Annotated in this window: 20 protein-coding genes and 1 pseudogene; 5 read left to right on the forward strand and 16 right to left on the reverse strand. The window is 56.5% G+C overall.

Annotation, left to right across the window (positions count from 1 at the left end; translation table 11 throughout):
• Nucleotides 1–84: 84 nt before the first annotated feature.
• From C7964_RS13525 to C7964_RS13555, 7 genes are read right to left on the reverse strand one after another with little or no spacing between them, the layout of a single operon-like run.
• Nucleotides 85–468, reverse strand: coding sequence for a DUF8776 family protein (locus tag C7964_RS13525; RefSeq protein WP_110280148.1), 384 nt, complete (start codon nt 466–468; stop codon nt 85–87).
• The gene (locus C7964_RS13530) at nt 465–851 is read right to left on the reverse strand and encodes a response regulator (protein WP_110280149.1); all 387 of its coding nucleotides are present in this window, start codon (nt 849–851) and stop codon (nt 465–467) included. The genes C7964_RS13525 and C7964_RS13530 overlap by 4 nt, the downstream gene beginning before the upstream one ends.
• On the reverse strand, nt 848–1,759 hold the full coding sequence (locus C7964_RS13535) for a CheR family methyltransferase (RefSeq protein ID WP_220000175.1): 912 nt from the start codon (nt 1,757–1,759) through the stop codon (nt 848–850). Before C7964_RS13535 ends, C7964_RS13530 begins: the two co-directional genes overlap by 4 nt.
• Entirely contained in the window at nt 1,756–2,223 is a 468-nt protein-coding gene (locus C7964_RS13540) for a chemotaxis protein CheW (protein ID WP_110280150.1), read from the reverse strand. The genes C7964_RS13535 and C7964_RS13540 overlap by 4 nt, the downstream gene beginning before the upstream one ends.
• Entirely contained in the window at nt 2,210–4,306 is a 2,097-nt protein-coding gene (locus tag C7964_RS13545) for a chemotaxis protein CheA (RefSeq protein ID WP_110280151.1), read from the reverse strand. The genes C7964_RS13540 and C7964_RS13545 overlap by 14 nt, the downstream gene beginning before the upstream one ends.
• Before the next feature lie 3 nt (nt 4,307–4,309).
• A complete protein-coding gene (locus C7964_RS13550; protein ID WP_110280152.1) occupies nt 4,310–4,678 on the reverse strand; it encodes a response regulator in 369 nt (122 codons plus the stop codon).
• A complete protein-coding gene (locus C7964_RS13555) occupies nt 4,675–5,067 on the reverse strand; it encodes an STAS domain-containing protein (protein ID WP_110280153.1) in 393 nt (130 codons plus the stop codon). Before C7964_RS13555 ends, C7964_RS13550 begins: the two co-directional genes overlap by 4 nt.
• Before the next feature lie 102 nt (nt 5,068–5,169).
• On the opposite strand from C7964_RS13555, the gene C7964_RS13560 reads away from it, so the two are divergent.
• Both C7964_RS13560 and C7964_RS13565 read left to right on the forward strand, forming a co-directional pair.
• Complete coding sequence (locus C7964_RS13560; RefSeq protein ID WP_110280154.1) at nt 5,170–7,146, forward strand: YjbH domain-containing protein; 1,977 nt, start codon at nt 5,170–5,172, stop codon at nt 7,144–7,146.
• The gene (locus C7964_RS13565; protein ID WP_110280155.1) at nt 7,143–7,811 is read left to right on the forward strand and encodes a YjbF family lipoprotein; all 669 of its coding nucleotides are present in this window, start codon (nt 7,143–7,145) and stop codon (nt 7,809–7,811) included. Before C7964_RS13560 ends, C7964_RS13565 begins: the two co-directional genes overlap by 4 nt.
• A 24-nt stretch (nt 7,812–7,835) precedes the next feature.
• Here the strand turns inward: C7964_RS13565 and arsB are convergent, their stop codons facing one another.
• The 7 genes from arsB to C7964_RS13600 form a co-directional block, all read right to left on the reverse strand.
• Nucleotides 7,836–8,855, reverse strand: a complete 1,020-nt coding sequence (gene arsB / locus C7964_RS13570) for an ACR3 family arsenite efflux transporter (RefSeq protein WP_110280156.1) — start codon at nt 8,853–8,855, stop codon at nt 7,836–7,838.
• A gap of 139 nt (nt 8,856–8,994) precedes the next feature.
• Complete coding sequence (locus C7964_RS13575; RefSeq protein ID WP_110280157.1) at nt 8,995–10,719, reverse strand: SulP family inorganic anion transporter; 1,725 nt, start codon at nt 10,717–10,719, stop codon at nt 8,995–8,997.
• Nucleotides 10,720–10,776: 57 nt separating this feature from the next.
• Nucleotides 10,777–12,450, reverse strand: a complete 1,674-nt coding sequence (locus tag C7964_RS13580; RefSeq protein ID WP_110280158.1) for a bifunctional protein tyrosine phosphatase family protein/NAD(P)/FAD-dependent oxidoreductase — start codon at nt 12,448–12,450, stop codon at nt 10,777–10,779.
• Between the two features lie 15 nt (nt 12,451–12,465).
• A complete protein-coding gene (locus C7964_RS13585; RefSeq protein WP_110280159.1) occupies nt 12,466–13,347 on the reverse strand; it encodes an MBL fold metallo-hydrolase in 882 nt (293 codons plus the stop codon).
• A 41-nt stretch (nt 13,348–13,388) separates the two neighbouring features.
• A complete protein-coding gene (locus C7964_RS13590) occupies nt 13,389–13,601 on the reverse strand; it encodes a YgaP family membrane protein (RefSeq protein ID WP_110280160.1) in 213 nt (70 codons plus the stop codon).
• Between the two features lie 85 nt (nt 13,602–13,686).
• The gene (locus C7964_RS13595) at nt 13,687–14,358 is read right to left on the reverse strand and encodes a Crp/Fnr family transcriptional regulator (RefSeq protein WP_110280161.1); all 672 of its coding nucleotides are present in this window, start codon (nt 14,356–14,358) and stop codon (nt 13,687–13,689) included.
• Nucleotides 14,355–14,819, reverse strand: a complete 465-nt coding sequence (locus tag C7964_RS13600; protein ID WP_110280162.1) for an RrF2 family transcriptional regulator — start codon at nt 14,817–14,819, stop codon at nt 14,355–14,357. Before C7964_RS13600 ends, C7964_RS13595 begins: the two co-directional genes overlap by 4 nt.
• Nucleotides 14,820–14,926: 107 nt before the next feature.
• Between C7964_RS13600 and C7964_RS13605 the strand changes: the two genes are divergently transcribed.
• Nucleotides 14,927–15,364, forward strand: coding sequence for an EF-hand domain-containing protein (locus tag C7964_RS13605; protein ID WP_110280163.1), 438 nt, complete (start codon nt 14,927–14,929; stop codon nt 15,362–15,364).
• A gap of 38 nt (nt 15,365–15,402) precedes the next feature.
• Here C7964_RS13605 and C7964_RS13610 read toward each other — a convergent pair whose 3' ends face one another.
• Complete coding sequence (locus C7964_RS13610) at nt 15,403–16,173, reverse strand: fumarylacetoacetate hydrolase family protein (RefSeq protein WP_110280164.1); 771 nt, start codon at nt 16,171–16,173, stop codon at nt 15,403–15,405.
• A gap of 258 nt (nt 16,174–16,431) precedes the next feature.
• On the opposite strand from C7964_RS13610, the gene C7964_RS13615 reads away from it, so the two are divergent.
• Nucleotides 16,432–17,115: a fumarylacetoacetate hydrolase family protein gene (locus C7964_RS13615; protein WP_110280165.1), complete on the forward strand. Its 684-nt coding sequence runs from the start codon at nt 16,432–16,434 to the stop codon at nt 17,113–17,115.
• A gap of 221 nt (nt 17,116–17,336) precedes the next feature.
• Nucleotides 17,337–18,074, forward strand: a pseudogene (locus C7964_RS13620) (IS5 family transposase).
• 9 nt (nt 18,075–18,083) lie between these two features.
• Here C7964_RS13620 and C7964_RS13625 read toward each other — a convergent pair.
• Entirely contained in the window at nt 18,084–19,055 is a 972-nt protein-coding gene (locus tag C7964_RS13625) for a glycosyltransferase family 8 protein (protein ID WP_181417178.1), read from the reverse strand.
• Between the last annotated feature and the right edge of the window lie 315 nt (nt 19,056–19,370).

A 19,370-nucleotide genomic window follows, 5' to 3' on the forward strand; every position in this document is an offset into this window, starting at 1 on the left:
GTAAACGTCTTGTTTGGTACTGAATGCGAAGAGACGAAAGCTGACAGTCCTTGAAAGAGCGGGTTCGGCGCAAATGCGAAGTCATCAAAATAATTCCACCTCCTCTTGTTGCGTGCCTTGGTCGGAGGTTTGCAGTACATTGCTGCTGGAGCTTACAATCCGGCGCAACGCCTCGAGTTTCATAGGGGCAATGACATCAATCTCGCTTACTCCGAGGGAATATGGGACAGCATTTCCCAATCGGTCGAGTAGACCCGCCAGATCATCTGTTGCCTGTTTCAATAAATCGAGTGTCTGCAATGCGTTGCCGTGCTCCAGGGGGGCATCAAGTGCGGTTTGCGCTCCCCAGATTGCGTGCTCCAGATCAAGGATTTTCTCGCTCAACTGCGTCAGACCGATCCCCGTTTTCTGCAAGACCTCGCGGAGTGGGATCTCAGCATTCCGGCAATCACGCGGTAAGATGCTCATAATCGCCCCACCACGCTCTCAATACATTGCTTCATAGTCGCTGTGGTGAACGGTTTCCTTATGATGTTGTTCAAGCCAAGCGCTTTCCCCTTGCTGACAAGATCGGGCGTCGGATTGCCTGTCACCAGAATGAATCCGATCCGCGCTGTTGATCTGTTTTGGCGCAGCGCCTGCAGTAGCTGCAGCCCGTCCATGCCTGGCATATTGTAGTCAGAGAGGACCAAGTGCACCGGATCTGCGATCAGTTTTTGAAGGGCCGCGCGCCCGTCGTTCTCGGCCTGGTTTTTCCAGATACCCATCTCTTCGATCGCTTGTACCAGAAGGCCGCGGCTGACGCCCATGTCGTCAACGATCATTACCCGCAAGGAGTCTTTCAGGCTCAATTTCTGTCTCCTTTGTCCTTAGTGCCCGTAGAGGCGGGCGGCCCTGCCAGTTTTTGGTAGGTTGTGATACCGACGCTCTTGAATGCTGATTGTGCAGGGCCGCTCAGTCGCTCGGAGTGACCGATCATAAGATGCCCCCCTTCAAGCATCACATCTGCGAAACGTCCCCAAAGGCGTGCTTGCGTGGCCTTATCGAAATATATGGCCGCGTTTCGGCAAAAAATGACGTCGAATCTGCCCTTCATCGGCCAGTCTGCAACCAAATTGAGTTCGCCAAATGAGACGAGCCTTTGCAGGTTTGGGTCAATCCGGAACTCACCGGATTGCGGTCCTGTGGAGCCAGTCAACAGGTCGCGCCAAAAGGGGGGGATCGTCGCGATCTGCTCGGTTGGATAGACCGCGCGCTTGGCGGTCTGCACCACCTGTGGATCGATATCTGTGGCAAGGATTTTGATATCATATTGGGAAAGTTTAGGAGTGGCGGCAACAAGTGTCGCGGCAAGAGAATATGCCTCTTGTCCGGTTGAACAGGCCGAAGACCAAAGCCGCACAGGAGTGCCTGCCTGCAACTTTTCGATCAACTGCGGCATCAATACATCTTTGACAAAATCAAAGTGATGAATCTCGCGGAAAAAATGCGTCACATTCGTGGTCAGTGCCGATAGCAAATGCGGGCGCTCCGCATCGCCCTCTGTTTTATTGAGGAGACTGCAATAGTCCTCAAAACTGGAGAGGTTGAGCGCCCGCAAACGCTTTGCAAGGCGGGAGTGAACAAGCGCCTTCTTGGATGGTTGCAAGAAAAGACCGTAGCGCGCGTTCGCGAGTTCAGAAATCATCTGAAAATCATGATCCGAAAATGTGAACTCATGCGACGTTTCTACAGGAGAGGACTGGAGGTGCGCCATCATGCGGCCGTCGCCAGCTTTGCGGGCAAGAGTGCCTCTAGACTAAGAATTTTGATCATGTCGTCCCCTGTCGGTATGATCCCGTCGATCGCGCGGGTGGATTCATCTTCTTCTGTGCGGGGCGTTTCGCGCACCATGTCGGAACTGATCCCCAAGATTTCAGAGACAGATTCTACCAAAAGCCCGACGATGCGTTCTTCGACCGAAATGATGATGATCACATGGCGTTCGGTTGGCTCGATTGCCTGAAAGCCTAGCTTGGCGGCAAGGTCCAAAATGGGAATGACGGCACCACGCAAATTGATCACACCGAGAACATAGGGTGGCGAATGCGGCAGCAGGGTGACGGGTGTCCAACGCCGGATTTCGCGAATTTGCGTGATTTCAATGCAGAAGCTTTGCCCCCCTGCAACCAGTGTCACAAACTCTATCTGTTTCGCGGCTTTGGGATCTTCATGTTGCTGCATGTGCGACCTCTCTTTGGGCTTGGATTTGCAACTTCAGTTCAGTGGTCGGGGCTGCGGCAATTGCGTCGGGATCGATAATCAGGGCAATCTTGCCATCGCCCAGGATCGTGGCCCCCGAAATGCCGGCGATTTCTCCGTAGCTGCCTTGCATGCTCTTCACGACAACCTGCCGCTGGTCGAAAATATCATCGACAGCCAGCGCACATTGCGTCACGGATTCCGTCTGTATGAGCAAGAGAACCCGATCAGTCATGGTTTCTGATGACGGTCGCACCCCAAGCCGTTCCGCCAGATCAATAATCGGAACGTAATCGCCCCGAATGCGGAGCAACTGGCTATGCAGGCCAATCCGCGAAAGATCGGCCTTGGTGGGACGGATGGTTTCGAGGATGCTGGAAATTGGCACCACCATTGTCTGGCCGCCCACATTGATGATCATCCCGTCCATGACGGCGAGCGTGAGTGGTAGGGTGATCGAGAATGTGGTTCCCTGGCCGGTGATGCTGCTGATTGCAATACGGCCGCCCAAGGCTGTAATCGCTGTCTTGACCACATCCATGCCAACCCCGCGACCTGACAGATTGGTCACCTCGGCAGCCGTGGAAAACCCAGGCGCAAACAAAAGGTGGTCAATCTCCTGCTCGGTCAGCTGCATGTCCGCGGATATCAGCCCCTTGTTAATTGCAATCTCTTTGATGCGCTTGCGGTTGAGGCCTGCCCCATCATCAATAATTTCGATCACGATACTGCCGGAACGCTGGCTGGCTGTCAGGCGCAGCGTGCCGGTTGCGGGTTTTCCCGTACTGATCCGGTCTTGCGGCTTCTCAATACCGTGATCAATCGCATTGCGGATCATGTGGGTCAGCGGATCAGCCAGCCGCTCAACGACAATCTTGTCGACCTCGGTTGCATCGCCTTCCGTCACGAGGTTGACTTCCTTGCCGGTGGCATCTGCCGCTTCCCGTGCGATGCGCAACATCCGTTGAAACAGCGGTTTGACAGGCTGTGCGCGTATGGCCATGACCCCTTCCTGGATTTCGCGGGCCAGAAGTTTGTAGTCGTCAAGATCGCCGTGCAGTTCGGCACTATTGGGCAGACCCGCTTCGTCGATCCGCTGTGAAATCACGGATTGATTGATAATCAACTCACCGACTGCGTTGATCAAGCGGTCAACGCGCTCGGGATCAACGCGCAGGGTGCTTGCCGGGCGCTTGGCAGGTTTATCGGCCTTCACCGGAGTGTCGTCGACATCGGCGCTGGCTGCGACAGGCACTTGCGTGACGTCAGGTGCGGGCTGTTCGGTATTGGACGCGGGGACGCCCAAAGGGGCGATTTCTTGCGCCAAGGCGTCCGTCTCATCATCAAATTGCTCGGTGATATTCAGATCACAGAGATCGTCAACGAATTGAAAGACCTCTCTGATGGCCAAATCGCTTTGCTGATCCATCACATCAATCTGCCAGGTCAGATAGCCTTCGTCCCATTGGAAATCGGCAAAATCCTGTGGAAGATCCCCGCCAAGGATGCGCACCGTGCAGGGGCCCAAATCCTGCAAGGCTGCAATCATCAGCGCCGGATCGTTGCCCGTGGCATAAAATTCGCGACCGGGCCGGAATTGCACCTGATACGTTGCCGTGATCGGGGTATCGTCAAAGCCCAAGGTGAGGGCTTCGAACACGAATTCCTCTTCGACCAGACCGTCTTCGCCCAAGAAAGACTGCAGCTCCTTTACCACCGGATCCACCTGCTCGGCATCGGCCGGAAGCCCGTCACGGGCGGCATCCACCAGATCGGCAAGGATGTCACCGGCGCGTTGCAGCACCCGCAAGAGCGCATCATCGGTGCTCAGCTTGCCAGCGCGCACCTCATCCAGAACCGTCTCAAATATATGTGCAAAGCTCACCAGATCTTCGAGCGAGAAGGCACCAGCCGCACCTTTGATCGAGTGGACGGAGCGGAACACGGCATTCACGGTTTCACTGTCGGCCTTGCCTTCGCGCATGTCTTCCAGGCCGTCCGACAAAGCGACCAGAAGGTCCTCACATTCCTCGAAAAAGGCGTCAAGAATTGCACTATCTGTCATGGTTCAGGTCCCTGTCAGCCGCTTGATGACGGAGACCAGCGCATCATCGTCGAAAGGCTTTACAATCCAACCTGTGGCGCCAGCCTTGCGCGCACGCTCCTTAAGTGCGGCGCCGCTTTCTGTTGTCAGAACAAGGACTGGTACTGCGCGGTTCACGACCCCCTGGCGGATATCTTCAATCACACCAAAGCCGTCCTTGTTCGGCATATTCACATCGGTAATCACCAGATCGGCGTTGGCACTCTGGAATTTTTCAACCCCGTCCACCCCGTCTACGGCCGTGGTCACGGCAAAGCCCGCTTTCTCCAACGTCGCGGTCAGCAGCGCACGGATTGTGCGCGAATCGTCAATGGCAAGGATATGCGCGGTCATGCGGCCACCTGTGGTGGCAAAAGAAGATCATTCAGACCGAGGATGGCGACACTCTGTACAAAGCCATCCGAAGGCCCGGTAAACGTAACGTCAAGCGACTGGCTGCGCCAGACGTTTGCCGCCATCACCAGCATTTGCGCCGATAAACCACTTAGTCTTTCGACGGATGAACAATCAAACGCGATGTGCTTGCTTTGGGCGCTGGCCAGAAACCCATGCAATGTTTCACAATCCTCAACCTTCATGATCTTGGGAAGTTCAAAACTTGCCGTGTCGTCAGTCATTCTGGGACTACTCCTTTTCAAAGTGCCAAAGTCGCGGTTGTTGCCCAGAATGCGTATGACGGTGGCTGGCTTAATTTCACGTAAATGCGGGACAATATTTTTCATGCCCTCCGCGCAATCCGGGCAAATGGCTCGACATTGCCCTCGGTCCTTGGCTAGGTTGCCCTGAATGCTGCGGATCAGTTACCGAAGGGTTGAAAGAACCACATGAGCCATAAACCCCACGGGATCGCCCTTTCGTTGGTTTTGTCATCCCTGCTTGCCGCAGGCGCTGCGGCAGAAGGCATCGGCGGGCTGTCGCAAGCCATTGATACCCCCCGCGCGCCCAGTGGCGTTGCCGATGATTTCGTTATTCTTTTTGATTTTCGCGAAGATTACCGCGCGTTGTCTCTCGGACTGCAGCCGAGCGATTGGCTTGAGATCGGGATCAGTTTTCCGACCTATGATGACGATGCAGGCAGTTCGAGCGGGAACGAGCTGAGCTTTGGCGTGCGGCTCTTGGAAGAAGGCACCTACACGCCCGGTCTGACGGTCGGGATCGTGGGCTTCGGCAGCGATGATCGCGGGTCGGGCGAATATGTGCTTGCCAGCAAGACATTTGGAACGCTTTCGGCCTCTGTCGGCATGGGGTGGGGGCGTTACGCGCTGGCTGTGCCGGAAGATCGCGGCACGGATGACGGGGTCATCCGGACGGATCACCTGTTTGAGGGCGATGCTGCGCCTTTCGCGAATATCGTCTGGGATACCGGTGTGGCAGGCCTCGTGGCGGCGGCTGAATACAGTGGCATTGAAGGTGCAGAGGCCGATGAGACCTTCGCCGCCAGCCTGTCTTACGAGGTTCTGGATGGGCTGACCGTCACCGGCTTGGTCAACAACCAAGGCAACGCGGGCCTGCGATTGCAGTTCGCAGCAAATCCCGCGCAGTCACTGGCGCAGGAAAACATGGGGCGGGGTCCGCACCCTTACGTGCCGAACACGCCCGCGCGCGCCAGCCAGCCACAACCGACCGCCGCGCAGGTTTTGGCGCTTTTGAACGAGCGTGCCGAGAAAGAAGATATCCGTATCAGCCGCTTTGTGATGGAAGGCGACACGATTGATGTGACGGCCTCTTCCGACAAGGATGTTGTCTTTGCGCGCACAGTCGGCCGGGTTGCGCGTATCCTTTCGGCAGTCGCACCTGCAAACATCACGACATTCCGTGTGACACAGAACACAGGCGCCTTTGACAGCAATGTCGTGGTGCTGGACAGGGCAGGGCTAGATCGTGCGGTTGGTGCGCCCAATGCCGCAGAACTGGCGTGGGATGCCACGTCGTTTGAGGCAAGCCCGCGCAATCGGCCCGAGGGACTGATCGCGGATCGTTTTGAGCCGCGCCTCACCTATGGCATTGCGCCATCGTTCCGCGCCGATTTCATTACGTCGGATACGCTGGAGCTGACCGGCACGCTGAACGCAAACGCCCGCTATACGTTTTCACCGCAGACATTCGCCGCTGCATCCGTTGGCTACCGCTTCCTGAACCAATGGACGCAGGAAGACCCGCCCGCCGAACCGCAACCGCGGTCCGACTTTACGTCCTACGCACCTGATATCGTCTATCTGCAATCGCTGTCGGTCCGGCACCGTTTCCGGATCGCGCCAGAGCTTTACAGCCGCGTTTCTGCAGGGCTTTTTGAACGTGCCTATGGCGGTGTGAGCGGTGAAGTGCTCTGGCGTGACCCTGAACAGAACTTTGCCTTGGGGCTTGAGGCAACCTACGTGCAAAAACGCGCCTATGAGGGCTGGTTCGGGTTTGAAGACGCGGATGCCTCGACGCTGATTGGCAGCATTTATGCCAATGTCGGCACAAACGGCAATTTCGTCATCCTCGACGCGGGCCAGCATCTGGCGGATGATTTCGCGGTAGGCCTGACCATTGGCCGCAACTACCGCAACGGTTGGCGGATCGCCGCATCGACGACATGGAGCGAAGAGGAAACAGCACCGCTGAAATTCGGCGCCGAGGTCTCTATTCCGTTGTCCTGGACGTCGGTTGAGGGCGGTGTCGGGGCGACCAATCTGTTTGTGGGCGGCCAATCGGGTGATTTCGGGTCGCGCGTGTCCGGCACCGGACTGCTTTATGATGAACTGCGCGCGTCGGACAAAAGACGCATCGAAGACGGCTTTGGGGAGTTCTGGAATTGATCAAAGGTGTTGTTTGCGCAGGTCTGATTGCTTCGCTTTCGGGCTGTATCGGAACCTTGGGGCAGATGCGTGATGCAATCCTGAACCCCAACCCCGAGGTCGAAGTGCGGGTGCCAGGTGTCAATCGCGCCGCCATCGAAGAGGCCGATCTTGCGGCTGTGCTGGTGTTAAGTCCGACAATCGGGTTGGGGTCGGTCGGGGTGGCGATCCAGATGCGTGACGGGCGGATCATCTATAACGCGAACGATAACCGTGGCATTACGCTTGAGGGCGGGTTGGTCTATGCCACCCTTGGGTTAGGCACCAACTTGCAGGCGGTGACGACACAGAGTGATGATCCGCTTGTGCGAGAGACGCGCGCAGGGGCATGGCCTGCCGAGGTGACACGCACCTATTATATCGCGCAGCGCGGCACGGAATTTGCGCAGATCACAGCGACCTGCCGCAATCAGGTGGGGCGCAGCCTTGCCATCGAGGTGGCCGAGGCCACGCGGCAGGTCGTGGAAGTTGTCGAGATCTGCACGACGCAGGCCGGAGAAAATTTCAACAACGTCCATTATCTTGATGCCGGGACGGGCCGCATCTGGCGCACGAGCCAGTGGACTGGCCCCGTACAAACCAACATTCAGGTGGATGTGATCGAGCAATTCGACCCGGACGCATGATAGATCCGCCGGTTGTCGCCCGCGCTATGCCGATCTGTCGCTGAACCTGCCGCGCGTCCGGTTGGCGAAGGCCACCAGCGACAGCATCACGGGTACTTCGACCAGAACCCCCACCACGGTCGCCAAGGCCGCACCAGAGTTGAGCCCGAACAGGCTGATCGCCACGGCGACGGCCAGTTCGAAAAAGTTCGACGTGCCGATCAAAGCACAGGGTGCTGCGATACGGTGTGGCACCCGCAAGGCAAAGGCCGCCGCATAGGCCAGCGCGAAAATGCCATAGGATTGCAGCAGGATCGGCACCGCGATCAGCGCGATCACCTGCGGGCGGTCAAGAATAACCTGTCCTTGCAGGCCAAAGAGGATCACAACGGTTACGATCAATCCGATCACTGACCAAGGTTTGACGCGTGCCTGAAACGCCGCGATCCGTGCCATAGAACCGAGCCGCGCCCGTGTGTAAAGACCCGCGGCGAGCGGCAGAGCGACAAACAGGACGACCGATAAAACAAGCGTTTCCCACGGCACGATGATGTCCGTGACACCCAGCAGAAAAGCCACGATAGGCGCGAAGGCAAAGACCATTACCACATCGTTGACCGAGACCTGCAAGAGCGTGTAGCTCTCGTCGCCTTTGGTCAGTTGCGACCACACAAAAACCATCGCGGTACAGGGCGCGGCACCCAGCAGGATCAGACCCGCCAGATATTGCTGCGCATCCTCCGGTGCGATGAGATCGGCAAAGACCACCTCAAAGAACAGCACGCCCAGGGCCGCCATTGAAAACGGTTTGATCAGCCAGTTGACCACCAGCGTGATAGCCAGGCCTTTGGGTTGCTTGAGCACATCTTTCAGACTGGCCGGATCAACCCCGACCATCATGGGATAGACCATGGCCCAGATCAGAACGGCAACGACGAGGTTGACGCTGGCAAACTCGGCCGCCGCAACAAGATTGACGAGGCCGGGTGCGACACTGCCGAGGGCAATGCCCGCCACCATCGCCAACCCGATCCAGATGGAAAGATATCGCTCGAACAAGCCCATGATACTGCCGCTCTTTCAGTTCCTGACGCGCCTAGCTTGACGGTTATGCGTCAAACACCTTTGTCTGATTTGCACAGGTACGCGCGTCAAGCAACGGGTTTGACCAGCCGCGCGGTCCGTGCCGGATGGATCAGCTTGATCAGGTGGCCAATGCCGGACGCAGGGCCTTGGTGGCTTCAAACTGGGACAGGAACACCTGACCGGTCATTTCCGACAGGAAGTGTTCCCGCTTTAAGCGGTCCATCACGGGGCCTTTGACCTCGGACAGATGCAGCTTCACATCCATCTCTTTCAGCCTTTCATTGATGGCTTCAAGCGATTCAAGCGCACTGAGGTCAATCTCGTTGATTGCTGCACATTGCAGGATCACGTGACGGATATCTTTGTCTTTCGCGACGCGGTTCTGGATCTTGTCTTCAAGATAGCGGGCGTTGGCGAAATACAGGCTCTCATCCACGCGCAGGGTGACGATGGACGGGTCCGTGATCACATCGTGGCGCAGGATATTGCGGAAGTGCTCTGTTCCGGGCACTTGACCGACCTCTGCGATATGCGGCTTGGAGGATTTATAAAGATGCAACAGGATCGACAGCCCGACGCCTGCGGAAACACCCGCCTCGACACCCAGGGTAAGGGTCAGCAGGATCGTTGCCAGAACGGCGGCAAAATCCGCCTTGGAGTAGTTCCAGCTGCGTTTGAGGATCGAGAAATCCACCAGACTGAGCACGGCCACAATGATTGTGGCAGCCAAGGTTGCCTTGGGCAGAAAATAGATCAGTGGCGTCAGAGCAAGCGCGGCAATGGCCAGACCGATTGCGGTAAAGGCACCGGCAGCGGGGGTTTCGGCACCCGCATCAAAGTTCACGACAGAGCGTGAAAATCCGCCCGTGACGGGAAACCCACCTGTTAGTGAGGCACCGATATTGGCCGCACCAAGACCGATCAATTCCTGATCGGGATCAATACGCTGGCGTTTCTTGGCGGCAAGGGTCTGTGCGACGGAAATCGATTCCACAAAGCCGATGATCGAGATCAGGAAGGCCGGCAGCAAAAGTTGCCACAGCAGGTCCGGCGAGAATGACGGCAGCGTCAGAGGTGGCAGGCTTTGCGGAACCTCACCCACGATGCTGACACCTTTGTCCGCGAGCCCAAGGCCCCAGACCGCCGCCGTTGTCGCGACAACAACAAACACAGGGCCGGTTTTCACAAAGACACCGGTCAGGCTGTCCGACATGCCAAACCGCTTGAGCAAGGGTTTCAGACCCTTGCGCACCCAGAACAGGAATCCGGTCGCAAGGATGCCGATGATCGCAGTGATCCAGTTGGTCTCGCCCAGATGCTCTGTCAGCGAGATGACCAGTTCCAGAAGGTTATGGCCTTCGGCACTGATCCCGAGAATGTGCTTGAGCTGGCTGGCCGCAATGATGATGCCTGATGCGGTGATAAAGCCCGCAATCACCGGGTGGGACAGGAAATTCGCGATGAAACCGAGGCGGAACAGCCCCATCGCCAAAAGGATCGCGCCCGAAAGTGCGGCAAGCGACAAGGCGGCAACAGCGTAGCCCATCGTGCCTTGTTCAACGATATTGCTCAGTGCTGCAGCCGTCATCAGGGAGACAACGGCCACAGGCCCGACCGCCAGTGCACGGCTGGTGCCAAAGACCGCATAAAGCATGATCGGCACGATCGACGCATAAAGGCCGGCCTCGGCCGGCAGCCCCGCAAGCAACGCATAAGCCAGCGATTGCGGGATCAGCATAATCGTCACGATCAATGCGGCAACAAGATCGTTGGACAGGGCAGTGCGGTTATACGTCCGGCCCCAAGTCAGGATGGGCAGGTAGCGCGTCATATCGGTTTTCATGGTCTTCTCTGGCGGTTCGGGTGCCCCCGCATCGGATGGTACGGGGGTCGTTGTTGTCTATTTCACGGTCACTTTTTCAGGCTTGGCCATCCATTCGCGACCCTTGAGCATGCCTTTCCAATAGATCGGCGGCAGCAGTTTTTCTTTCAGGAACCATGCCGCACGGGATGGCTTTGTGCCGTCAATGATCGCTTTGGGGAAGCTGGGCAACAGTTTCCCGCCATAGCCGAACTCGGCCAGAACGATCTTGCCGCGCTCGACGGTCAGCGGGCAGGACCCGTAGCCGTTATATTGCGCCACCGGAGATCTCCCCGCCATGTCAGCCACCATATTTTCGACCACAACAGGGGCTTGAATACGTGCCGCGGCCATCGTTTTGGCGTTGGGTGCGTTCATCACATCGCCCAAGGACCAGATATTATCATAGGTCTTGTGGCGCAAATTGGATTGATCGACATCAACCCAGCCCGCCGCGTCAGCCAGAGGCGAAACACGGATGAAATCAGGTGCAGTCTGTGGCGGACAGACATGCATCATGTCAAACTCCATCTCGACCCGTTCCACCGGCGTGTCGGGCTTGGCCACGTCAAACCATGCTTTCTTGGCAGGACCGTCGACCGCAACAAGGTTATGGAAGAAATTCAGATGCGCGTCGTATTTCTTGACATATTCCATCAGGGCAGGGACGTATTCCTTGACGCCGAAAAGCACACCACCTGCGTTGTTGAACTGGATATCAATGTTTTTCAGGACACCGCGGCGCAGCCACGCGTCACCTGACAGATACATGGCCTTTTGCGGCGCACCGGCACATTTGATGGGCATGGGGGGCTGTGTAAAGATCGCGCGGCCCTCTTTCATGCCGTTCACCAGTTCCCACGTGTAAGGCGCAAGGTCATAGCGATAGTTCGAGGTCACCCCGTTCTGGCCCAGCGTCTGAACCAGACCTTCGATCTTGTTCCAGTCCAGCTTGATACCGGGGCAGACGATCAGACGGGTGTATTTCACGACGCGGCACCCGTCGAGGATGACTGCATTGTTCTCTGGTTCAAAGGCGGCAACGGCCGATTTGATCCAGTGTACGCCCTTGGGGATCAGCGACGCCATTGTGCGCGCGGTCTCTTCGGCGTCGAATACGCCACCGCCCACCATTGTCCAGCCCGGCTGGTAGTAGTGGATATCGGCCGGATCAATGATCGCGATTTCAAGGCCGGGTTTACGGGCTTTCAGGCTGGCTGCCGCCGCAATACCGCCTGCGCCCGCACCGACGATGACGACTTCATAACTGGCGTCGCCAGTGTCGGTGGGCGTCTTGCCCCCGTTGACGATCCGGCGCACGACGCCCGCCATATCATAGCCTGCGGCCTTGGTCGCCGCGAGGATATCAGCAAGGCTGCGCTGGCCCGCCTGCGCAAGCGACCACAGGGTCGCCGAGCGCGTGCCAGTGCGACAATAGGCTAGCACCGGACCGGGCAATTCGGTCAGTGCCTTGCCGAATGCGCTTGCGTCTTCGTCCGTCACCTTGCCGGCGACAATCGGCAGATAGGTCGCCTCAAGGCCTGCTTTCTTGGCCGCAGTCGCAATTTCTTCGAACGTCGGCTGATCGGCGCCTTCGCCGTCGGGGCGGTTGCAGATAATGGCGCGAAAACCCGCGTCTTTGATGGCTTGCATATCGTCGGGCATGATCTGTGGGCTAACACAGAGACCGGCGGTCAGTGGCTTGATATCCATAATAACTCTCTCTGATCAAAGGGCGTTGATCGGTACTTTCAGCATCGGGTTGCCGTCTTGGTCGGCAGGGATTTCTCCGGCGCGCATGTTCACTTGCAGCGACGGGATGATCAGCTTTGGCATGGCCAGTTGAGCATCACGTGCGGTGCGGAACTTGATGAATTCATCGCGCGTCTTGCCGCCGCCTACGTGGATGTTGTTGGCTTTCTGCTCTGCCACGGTGGTTTCCCACTCGATTGCCCGGCCGTTGGGGCCGTAGTCGTGGCACATAAAGAGGCGCATCTCGTCAGGCAGGGACAGAACCTTCTGGATACTGTCATAAAGCACGCCTGCATCCCCCCCGGGGAAATCGGCGCGGGCCGAGCCGCCGTCGGGCATGAACAACGTATCGCCTGCGAAGGCTGCGTTGCCTATAACATGCACCATACAGGCGGGCGTATGTCCCGGTGTGTACATCGCAAAGGCAGGCATGGTGCCGATCATATAGGTGTCGCCATCCTTGAACAGCGCATCAAACTGCGACCCGTCCCGCTGGAACTCCGTTCCCTCGTTAAAGACTTTCCCAAAGGTTTCCTGGACGACCATGATCTTTTCGCCGACACCGATTTTGCCACCAAGCTTTTGCTGCAGGTAAGGTGCCGCGCTCAGGTGATCTGCATGGACGTGCGTTTCGATGATCCAATCAAGGACCAGTCCGCGGTCCGTGATTTCCTTAATCAGCGCGTCGGCCGCATCATAGGTGATCCGGCCTGCAGCATAGTCGATGTCCATCACGCTATCGATGATGGCGCAATGATCGCTGTTAGGGTCCTTGACGATATAGGTGATGGTGTTTGTCGCCTCATCAAAATGGGCGGACACCTCGGGTGTAATGGACATATCGACGGGATAGGTCATGTGCGTTCCTTGTTTTGATGAGGCGTGCCTGTGCGGCGCAATCAGATCTTGCAGGTCTGGATGCCAAAGATGCGGTAAAGCGGGCAGAATTTCAGTGTTGATGTGCCCAGCATTACGAGGCCCACAACAACGGAAATGATCGTTGCGGTGCTGGACTGAAACACGGCCATGCCGCTGACAAATGGCGCGGCAAGCAGGATGATGCCAAGCACGAGGCGGAAAATGCGGTCAATAGTGCCAATATTCTTAGTCATTTTGCTATCTCCTATGAAAGATACATTCTTCATAGACCTTAGCGGCGCAGACTTCGGTGATATTGTCACCAAGCACGCAAATCAGTTACGCGGAATGGTCGGCCAGTCTTTCGAGGTGCGCGCGGTCAAGGATCGTCACGCTGCCGCGCGCCTGCTCGATCCAGCCGCGGCGCTGGAATTCCTGAAGCTGGCGCGAGATGACTTCGCGTGCTGTCCCCAATTCGACCGAAAGCTTTTGGTGTGTTGTTGCGACGACATCCTGCCCGTCACAGAGTTTGAGCAATTTATCTGCAAGCCGGACGTCGATCCGCTGAAAGGCAACTTCATCGATCATCAAAAACAGGTCTGTGATGCGTTTGGAAAACGCCGCGAAAACAAAATCCCGAAACGATTTGGACTGGGCCACAAGATCATCGAAGACTTCGCGCGGAACCGCGGCGGCTTGCACGGCAGTTTCTGATATCCCTTCGGCCGCGTAGTTTTCATAAGCCAGCAGGCAGGCGGTTGTCAGAACGCAACTTTCGCCGGCATGGATGCGATAGAGCACAATTTCATGCCCCGTATCCGATACCTGCTGGACCCTGACGGTTCCGTCCAACAAGAACAGCATATTCTCGGGCGAGTTTCCGGGCCCAAAGAGCGTGATCCCGCCGGGCACCTCGATGATTGCGCTGCGCGACAACAAAAGTTGTTTGATATGGGGTTCCAGCCGCGAAAGCCCGGGGAACCGTTCGACCCATTCCTGTGTATCGGTCATCGGGCTGCCGCCGCGGTTCTGGGTGTTTCCAGCGGGGCGATCCGCTCCATCAGTTGGCCGCGGTTTGCGGAAATATCCGCGATTGTCAGATCGTCAAGCACGGCCATAAAGGCCGCCGTGGCCTCCTGCATTTTGCGGGATAATACGCAGATGCCCATCAGCGGGCAGGTATTCTTTTCGGGATTAAAACATTCAACGACATCAAGCGGGCCTTCTGTAATCCGCACTATATCGCCGACGATCATCTCTTCCGGCGGGCGGGAGAGACGAAAGCCGCCGCCGCGTCCGCGCACGGTTTCCAGATAGTCTGCTTTGCCCAGCTCATGCACGACCTTCATAATATGTGGGCGCGAAAGCCCGTGAATTTTGGCAACATCATCGACGCGCACAAGGTCCGGCGCTTTCAGTGCTGCAAGCTGGAGAGAGCGCAGCGCGTAGTTCGTATAACTGGTCAGTTTCATGGTGCTTCCTGTTGCGGTAGATAAAAGATACATTCAAAGTATTGCATTTGTAAATAGTTTGAGCTATTGCCTGTCCATAAACCACTATTTCAAATATAGGAAAAGATATGAAACACCTGCTTGCTATCGCTACAGTGGCTGCTCTCGCGCCCTGCGCTGTTCTGGCCCAAGATACGCCCGGATCCCATTTCATTGCCAATTGGGATCTCGATGCAAGCGGCGCTGTGAGCGTCGCGGAAATCACAGAACGTCGTGAAATGGTGTTCAACATGTTCGACAATGACCAGAACGGCATGCTGGACGCGGAAGAATACGTCATGTTTGACGAAACACGCGCTGCGGATATGGAAATGAATGCAGGCGGGCACGGCAAAGGCGGTGACCGCATGCAAGTTGGCCTGACGCTTGCATTCAATGACACCAATCAAGACGGCGCGGTCTCAATGGAAGAATTCATCTCCCAGTCCGCCGCCTGGGTCGCGCAAGTCGATCGTGACGGTGACGGTGAAATCACCGCGGGTGATTTTGGACCACAAGGCAGCTGAATTCACGCGCTGGCATCCTCGGCGGGGCAGGGGTGCCCTTAGTCCGCCGGGGCGCTGGTCGTCACACCGACGGTGCCGATCCCTTCGATCACGACTTCGACCACCATGCCGGGTTTCACGGGGCGCGCACCGATCGAGGTGCCGCAGGCAATCACATCACCGGGGTTGAGCGTCATATCTTGTGATAGGGCGCTGACAATCTGTGCAGGCGGCAGGATCATGTCGGCGGCCGGATAGGACTGCCGCTCACGGCCATCGACGAGTACCTTGATCGTCAAGTCGCGCCAGTCGATGTCGGTCTCGATCACGGGGCCAACCACGCCGAACCCGTCAAAGCTCTTGGCGCGGGTCCACTGCGGAAAAGACGGATCCGCGTTCAGAATATCGAGCGAGGTAAAGTCATTGATGCAGGTATAGCCCAAAATCGCGTCTTCGGCGTCTGCGATGCTGACGTCTTTGCACGTCTTGCCGATCACGATGCCCAATTCCCCTTCGAACAGCACACGGCCTGCGGATGTCGGCAGAACCACAGTGCCGCCCGGACCGGTCAGCGACGTATCGGCCTTCAAGAAATACAAAGGATGCGCGGGGTGCACCATCCCGCCCTTCTCGGCGGCGGCCTTGAAGTTGTTCCAAAGCCCGATGAATTTGCCCGGGGTTACCGGCGCCAGCAAACTGACATCGGCCAGCGAAATCGGGTCGCCTGCACTCTGCTCCGATCCAAGTGCCACACGCGGATGCAGCATGTCATCCATGATCACGCCTGTAAGTTCCGTGCCGTCACCCGTTTTTCCACGTGCCCATTTCATCGCGAAGCCTCCCCTATACACCTGTACCTGCGCAATCTGGCAGGTCTTTGGTCAAGGATAAAGCCCCGTCGCGTGCGCCTTGAGACGGCGATGCATTCCAGGAGGTTGTCAGGTTCTCGCCTGCGCGCAGCCGGACCACGTGATATGCACAGCTGCCGCGCGGTGTTCTATTTCCATCGCAGGCAAAATAGCGCAGGATTAAGCGATATATGTGCGGCTCAATCACAACGCAGGCCCGCAAACAATCTGGAGCAATAAGTGACCGACTTTGTTATCCCAAGCCCGCCCGTTGTCACCATTCCTGTCGCGGGTGGTGGGGCCTTTCCTGTCCGCCGCGTCTATTGCATCGGGCGCAACTACGCAGCCCATGCCGTTGAAATGGGCCATGATCCCGATCGTGATCCACCATTCTTTTTTCAAAAGAACCCCGACAATCTTGATGCAAGCGGGACGTTTCCTTACCCAAGCCAGACGAACGACGTGCACCACGAGGTCGAACTGCTGGTCGCGCTCAAGTCAGGCGGCACCAATATCGCGGTTGAAGACGCGCTTGGGCATGTCTGGGGCTATGCACCCGCGCTCGATATGACGCGGCGCGATCTGCAGGGCATTGCCAAGAAGATGGGGCGCCCTTGGGAGATTGGTAAAGCCTTTGAACGCTCTGCGCCTGTAGGTCCATTACAGTCAGTTGCGGATGTGGGCCATCTGGATCACGGTACGATCGCCCTGGCCGTCAATGGTGAGGTTCGCCAGACTGGTGATCTGAACCAGATGATCTGGAAAGTCCCGGAAATGATTTCCTATCTGTCAGACTACTTTGCACTCGCGGCAGGTGACGTGATCATGTCAGGCACGCCTGCCGGCGTCGGTCCGGTTGAAAAGGGCGACACCATGGTGGTCACGATCGCGGGGTTGGACGACCTGACAGTGAAGGTGGTCTAGATCTGATGAGCATGACCCAAAGGGCGCAGTTCGCAGATATTTCCCGCATACTTGGCGTACAAGCGCAAACGTGATGGGGTGAAAACGGCCACATCTGGAACCCTATGTGGGGCGCTGTTCTTTACCTCTAATTCAGGACCCATTAATTGGCTTGCCGCTGAGTTGAGGTCATGATTCACGAACCCAAACGATTTGGGGGACGGAAGAGCAGTCTTTAATGGCTGACAGAAGCGCAAATGGTGCAGCTCCGACCGTTCTTTGCCAAGAGCCGAGGTCGACAACGCGTTGATGATCGGCGTGTATTGAGCGGGACTATCTTCATCAATCGCAATGGCTTACGCTGGTGTGGTCCGCCAGCAGACTATGGCCCACCCAAGACGTTGTACAACCGCTGGAAGTGATGGAGCGATATGGGAGTATTTGCGCGGATCATGACTGGATTGGTCGCAGAGGCTTCAGACAAAAAGACAATCTCAATTGATGCGACCTACCTCAAAGCGCCCCGCGCAGCCTCAAGCCTGCGGTTGAAAAAGGGGGGCGTGGGCGTCTGATTGGGCAGACCAAGGGCGGCACTAACACCAAGCTGCATGCTGTCACGGACACCAGTGGTCGCCTGATCCGCTTCTTTATCACGCTGGCCAGGTCAGCGATTATACCGGGCAATGGCTTTGCCGAGCAGTCTACCAGATGCTGAATGGCTATTGGCGGATCGGGGCTCTGATGCAGATTGGTTCCGGGTAGCCTTAGAAGACAGGGGAACTCGTCCCTGCATCCCAGGTCGAAAGTCATGCAACAAGGTCGTCAGATAAGACAAGCGTCGCTACAAACGCCGGAACTGCATCGAGCGCATGTTCGGCAGACTCAAAGACTGGAGACGCGTTTTAACCCGCTATGATCGTTGCCCCGAGGTCTTCCTGCCGGCAATCGCTCTCGCCGCAACCGTCATATTCGGGTTTTGAGTCCTGACCCTAGGAATCCGGATCCATAACACAATACGGATCATCAAAACGCATCATATACGGCTTGAACCTGTTGAAGTCATACCACTGTTTGAGCAGTGATTTCTTATGAAACTTCGATGCGGCAAAGATTGATTTTGGAACAGGGATCCGGGCTGCAGCCTCGGGGTAATGCTGCAGGAAAAAATCACGGTAGGCATTGGGGTATTTGGGTGGGAACTCTCCCGTAAGGGTATTCCAGGGTTTGAAACGGCCTGCAAAGTGGATCAGGAACGGATCGCACGCCTCGATCATATAGCTGAAGCGGCCCGAATACATCCAATTCCATGCGACAGACAGTTCTGACCAGCGCCCGCGAAAGACAAGGTTTAAGACAGACTGGTCATGCATGTCCAACGCGTCGGGATGGTCAGATATCACCCTAAGTGCGCGGGTAAGTGTATTGGCCTGCTCCCAGCGGGGAACATCAATCAGCAATACTCCTGCATTGAAATAAGGGGCAGGTGGTAAGCGCAAGCGCTTGAACTCGGGCATATGCCTGCGCATCTTATTGCGCTGGTGGCTGGTCCTAACAGCAGCGACTGGATGGTCGGCCAGCAGTTCAACATCAAGCAAGCGTGACAGATCACCACCCGCAAGAAAAATGTCGGCATCGAGATACAAAATGCGATCGTAGTCAGACGCAAATGCTGTTGGGAGAAGCAACCGCAAATATGATGCCGGACTGATCCTGTCACTGCCCGGCGCTTTCACGACTATGTCTGGCATTTTGATGCGACACAGCCTGATCGGCAAATGCGCTAATGTATCTGGAAGATTGAGTTCTTCCTCGCTGCACAGGCAAATATCAAAATCAGCAATTGGATGTTTTTCCACTATCTGTTTAATCAAGAAGATGGCATATTTTGAAAACGCTTTATCACAACATAGAAATACAGCTTTACGAAATCTTGCAGGACGGGATGCCGTAAAGTTGATCAAATGACTGTCCTCAAAAATCGTTGATTGGCAGAGATTGCACAAAGGAGACATATTTGTTGTCATACGGTTGAACTGGCGTCTTAACGCATCGTGTGCTGTTCCGAAATACCGAACCGCACTCGAAAAGAGGTGATGCGTTGTTCAACTCAAATATCTTGGTGAAAACCTGTGCGACGTAAGTTGTCTGATGGTGCAAAGCCTATACCTTTTTTACTATGCCTGCCAGCCCCTGTGTAAAGCAAAGCCGGCTGGGATGGGTTATGCCCTCACGGTTACGACGAAGACCACATCACTTTCTGCTGGGTGCAGGCAGGG

Source organism: Loktanella sp. PT4BL (assembly GCF_003201935.1).
In the GTDB taxonomy this organism is placed as follows: domain Bacteria; phylum Pseudomonadota; class Alphaproteobacteria; order Rhodobacterales; family Rhodobacteraceae; genus Yoonia.

Bases quoted from the DNA above. Each gene is read 5' to 3' on its own strand.
- C7964_RS13590 (WP_110280160.1), bottom strand. From the start codon at position 13,601: ATGACTAAGAATATTGGCACTATTGACCGCATTTTCCGCCTCGTGCTT.
- C7964_RS13560 (WP_110280154.1), top strand. From the start codon at position 5,170: ATGAGCCATAAACCCCACGGGATCGCCCTTTCGTTGGTTTTGTCATCC.
- C7964_RS13600 (WP_110280162.1), bottom strand. From the start codon at position 14,819: ATGAAACTGACCAGTTATACGAACTACGCGCTGCGCTCTCTCCAGCTT.
- C7964_RS13525 (WP_110280148.1), bottom strand. From the start codon at position 468: ATGAGCATCTTACCGCGTGATTGCCGGAATGCTGAGATCCCACTCCGC.
- C7964_RS13550 (WP_110280152.1), bottom strand. From the start codon at position 4,678: ATGACCGCGCATATCCTTGCCATTGACGATTCGCGCACAATCCGTGCG.
- C7964_RS13585 (WP_110280159.1), bottom strand. From the start codon at position 13,347: ATGACCTATCCCGTCGATATGTCCATTACACCCGAGGTGTCCGCCCAT.
- C7964_RS13580 (WP_110280158.1), bottom strand. From the start codon at position 12,450: ATGGATATCAAGCCACTGACCGCCGGTCTCTGTGTTAGCCCACAGATC.
- C7964_RS13555 (WP_110280153.1), bottom strand. From the start codon at position 5,067: ATGAAAAATATTGTCCCGCATTTACGTGAAATTAAGCCAGCCACCGTC.
- C7964_RS13540 (WP_110280150.1), bottom strand. From the start codon at position 2,223: ATGCAGCAACATGAAGATCCCAAAGCCGCGAAACAGATAGAGTTTGTG.
- C7964_RS13605 (WP_110280163.1), top strand. From the start codon at position 14,927: ATGAAACACCTGCTTGCTATCGCTACAGTGGCTGCTCTCGCGCCCTGC.
- C7964_RS13610 (WP_110280164.1), bottom strand. From the start codon at position 16,173: ATGAAATGGGCACGTGGAAAAACGGGTGACGGCACGGAACTTACAGGC.
- C7964_RS13535 (WP_220000175.1), bottom strand. From the start codon at position 1,759: ATGATGGCGCACCTCCAGTCCTCTCCTGTAGAAACGTCGCATGAGTTC.
- arsB (WP_110280156.1), bottom strand. From the start codon at position 8,855: ATGGGCTTGTTCGAGCGATATCTTTCCATCTGGATCGGGTTGGCGATG.
- C7964_RS13595 (WP_110280161.1), bottom strand. From the start codon at position 14,358: ATGACCGATACACAGGAATGGGTCGAACGGTTCCCCGGGCTTTCGCGG.
- C7964_RS13575 (WP_110280157.1), bottom strand. From the start codon at position 10,719: ATGAAAACCGATATGACGCGCTACCTGCCCATCCTGACTTGGGGCCGG.
- C7964_RS13545 (WP_110280151.1), bottom strand. From the start codon at position 4,306: ATGACAGATAGTGCAATTCTTGACGCCTTTTTCGAGGAATGTGAGGAC.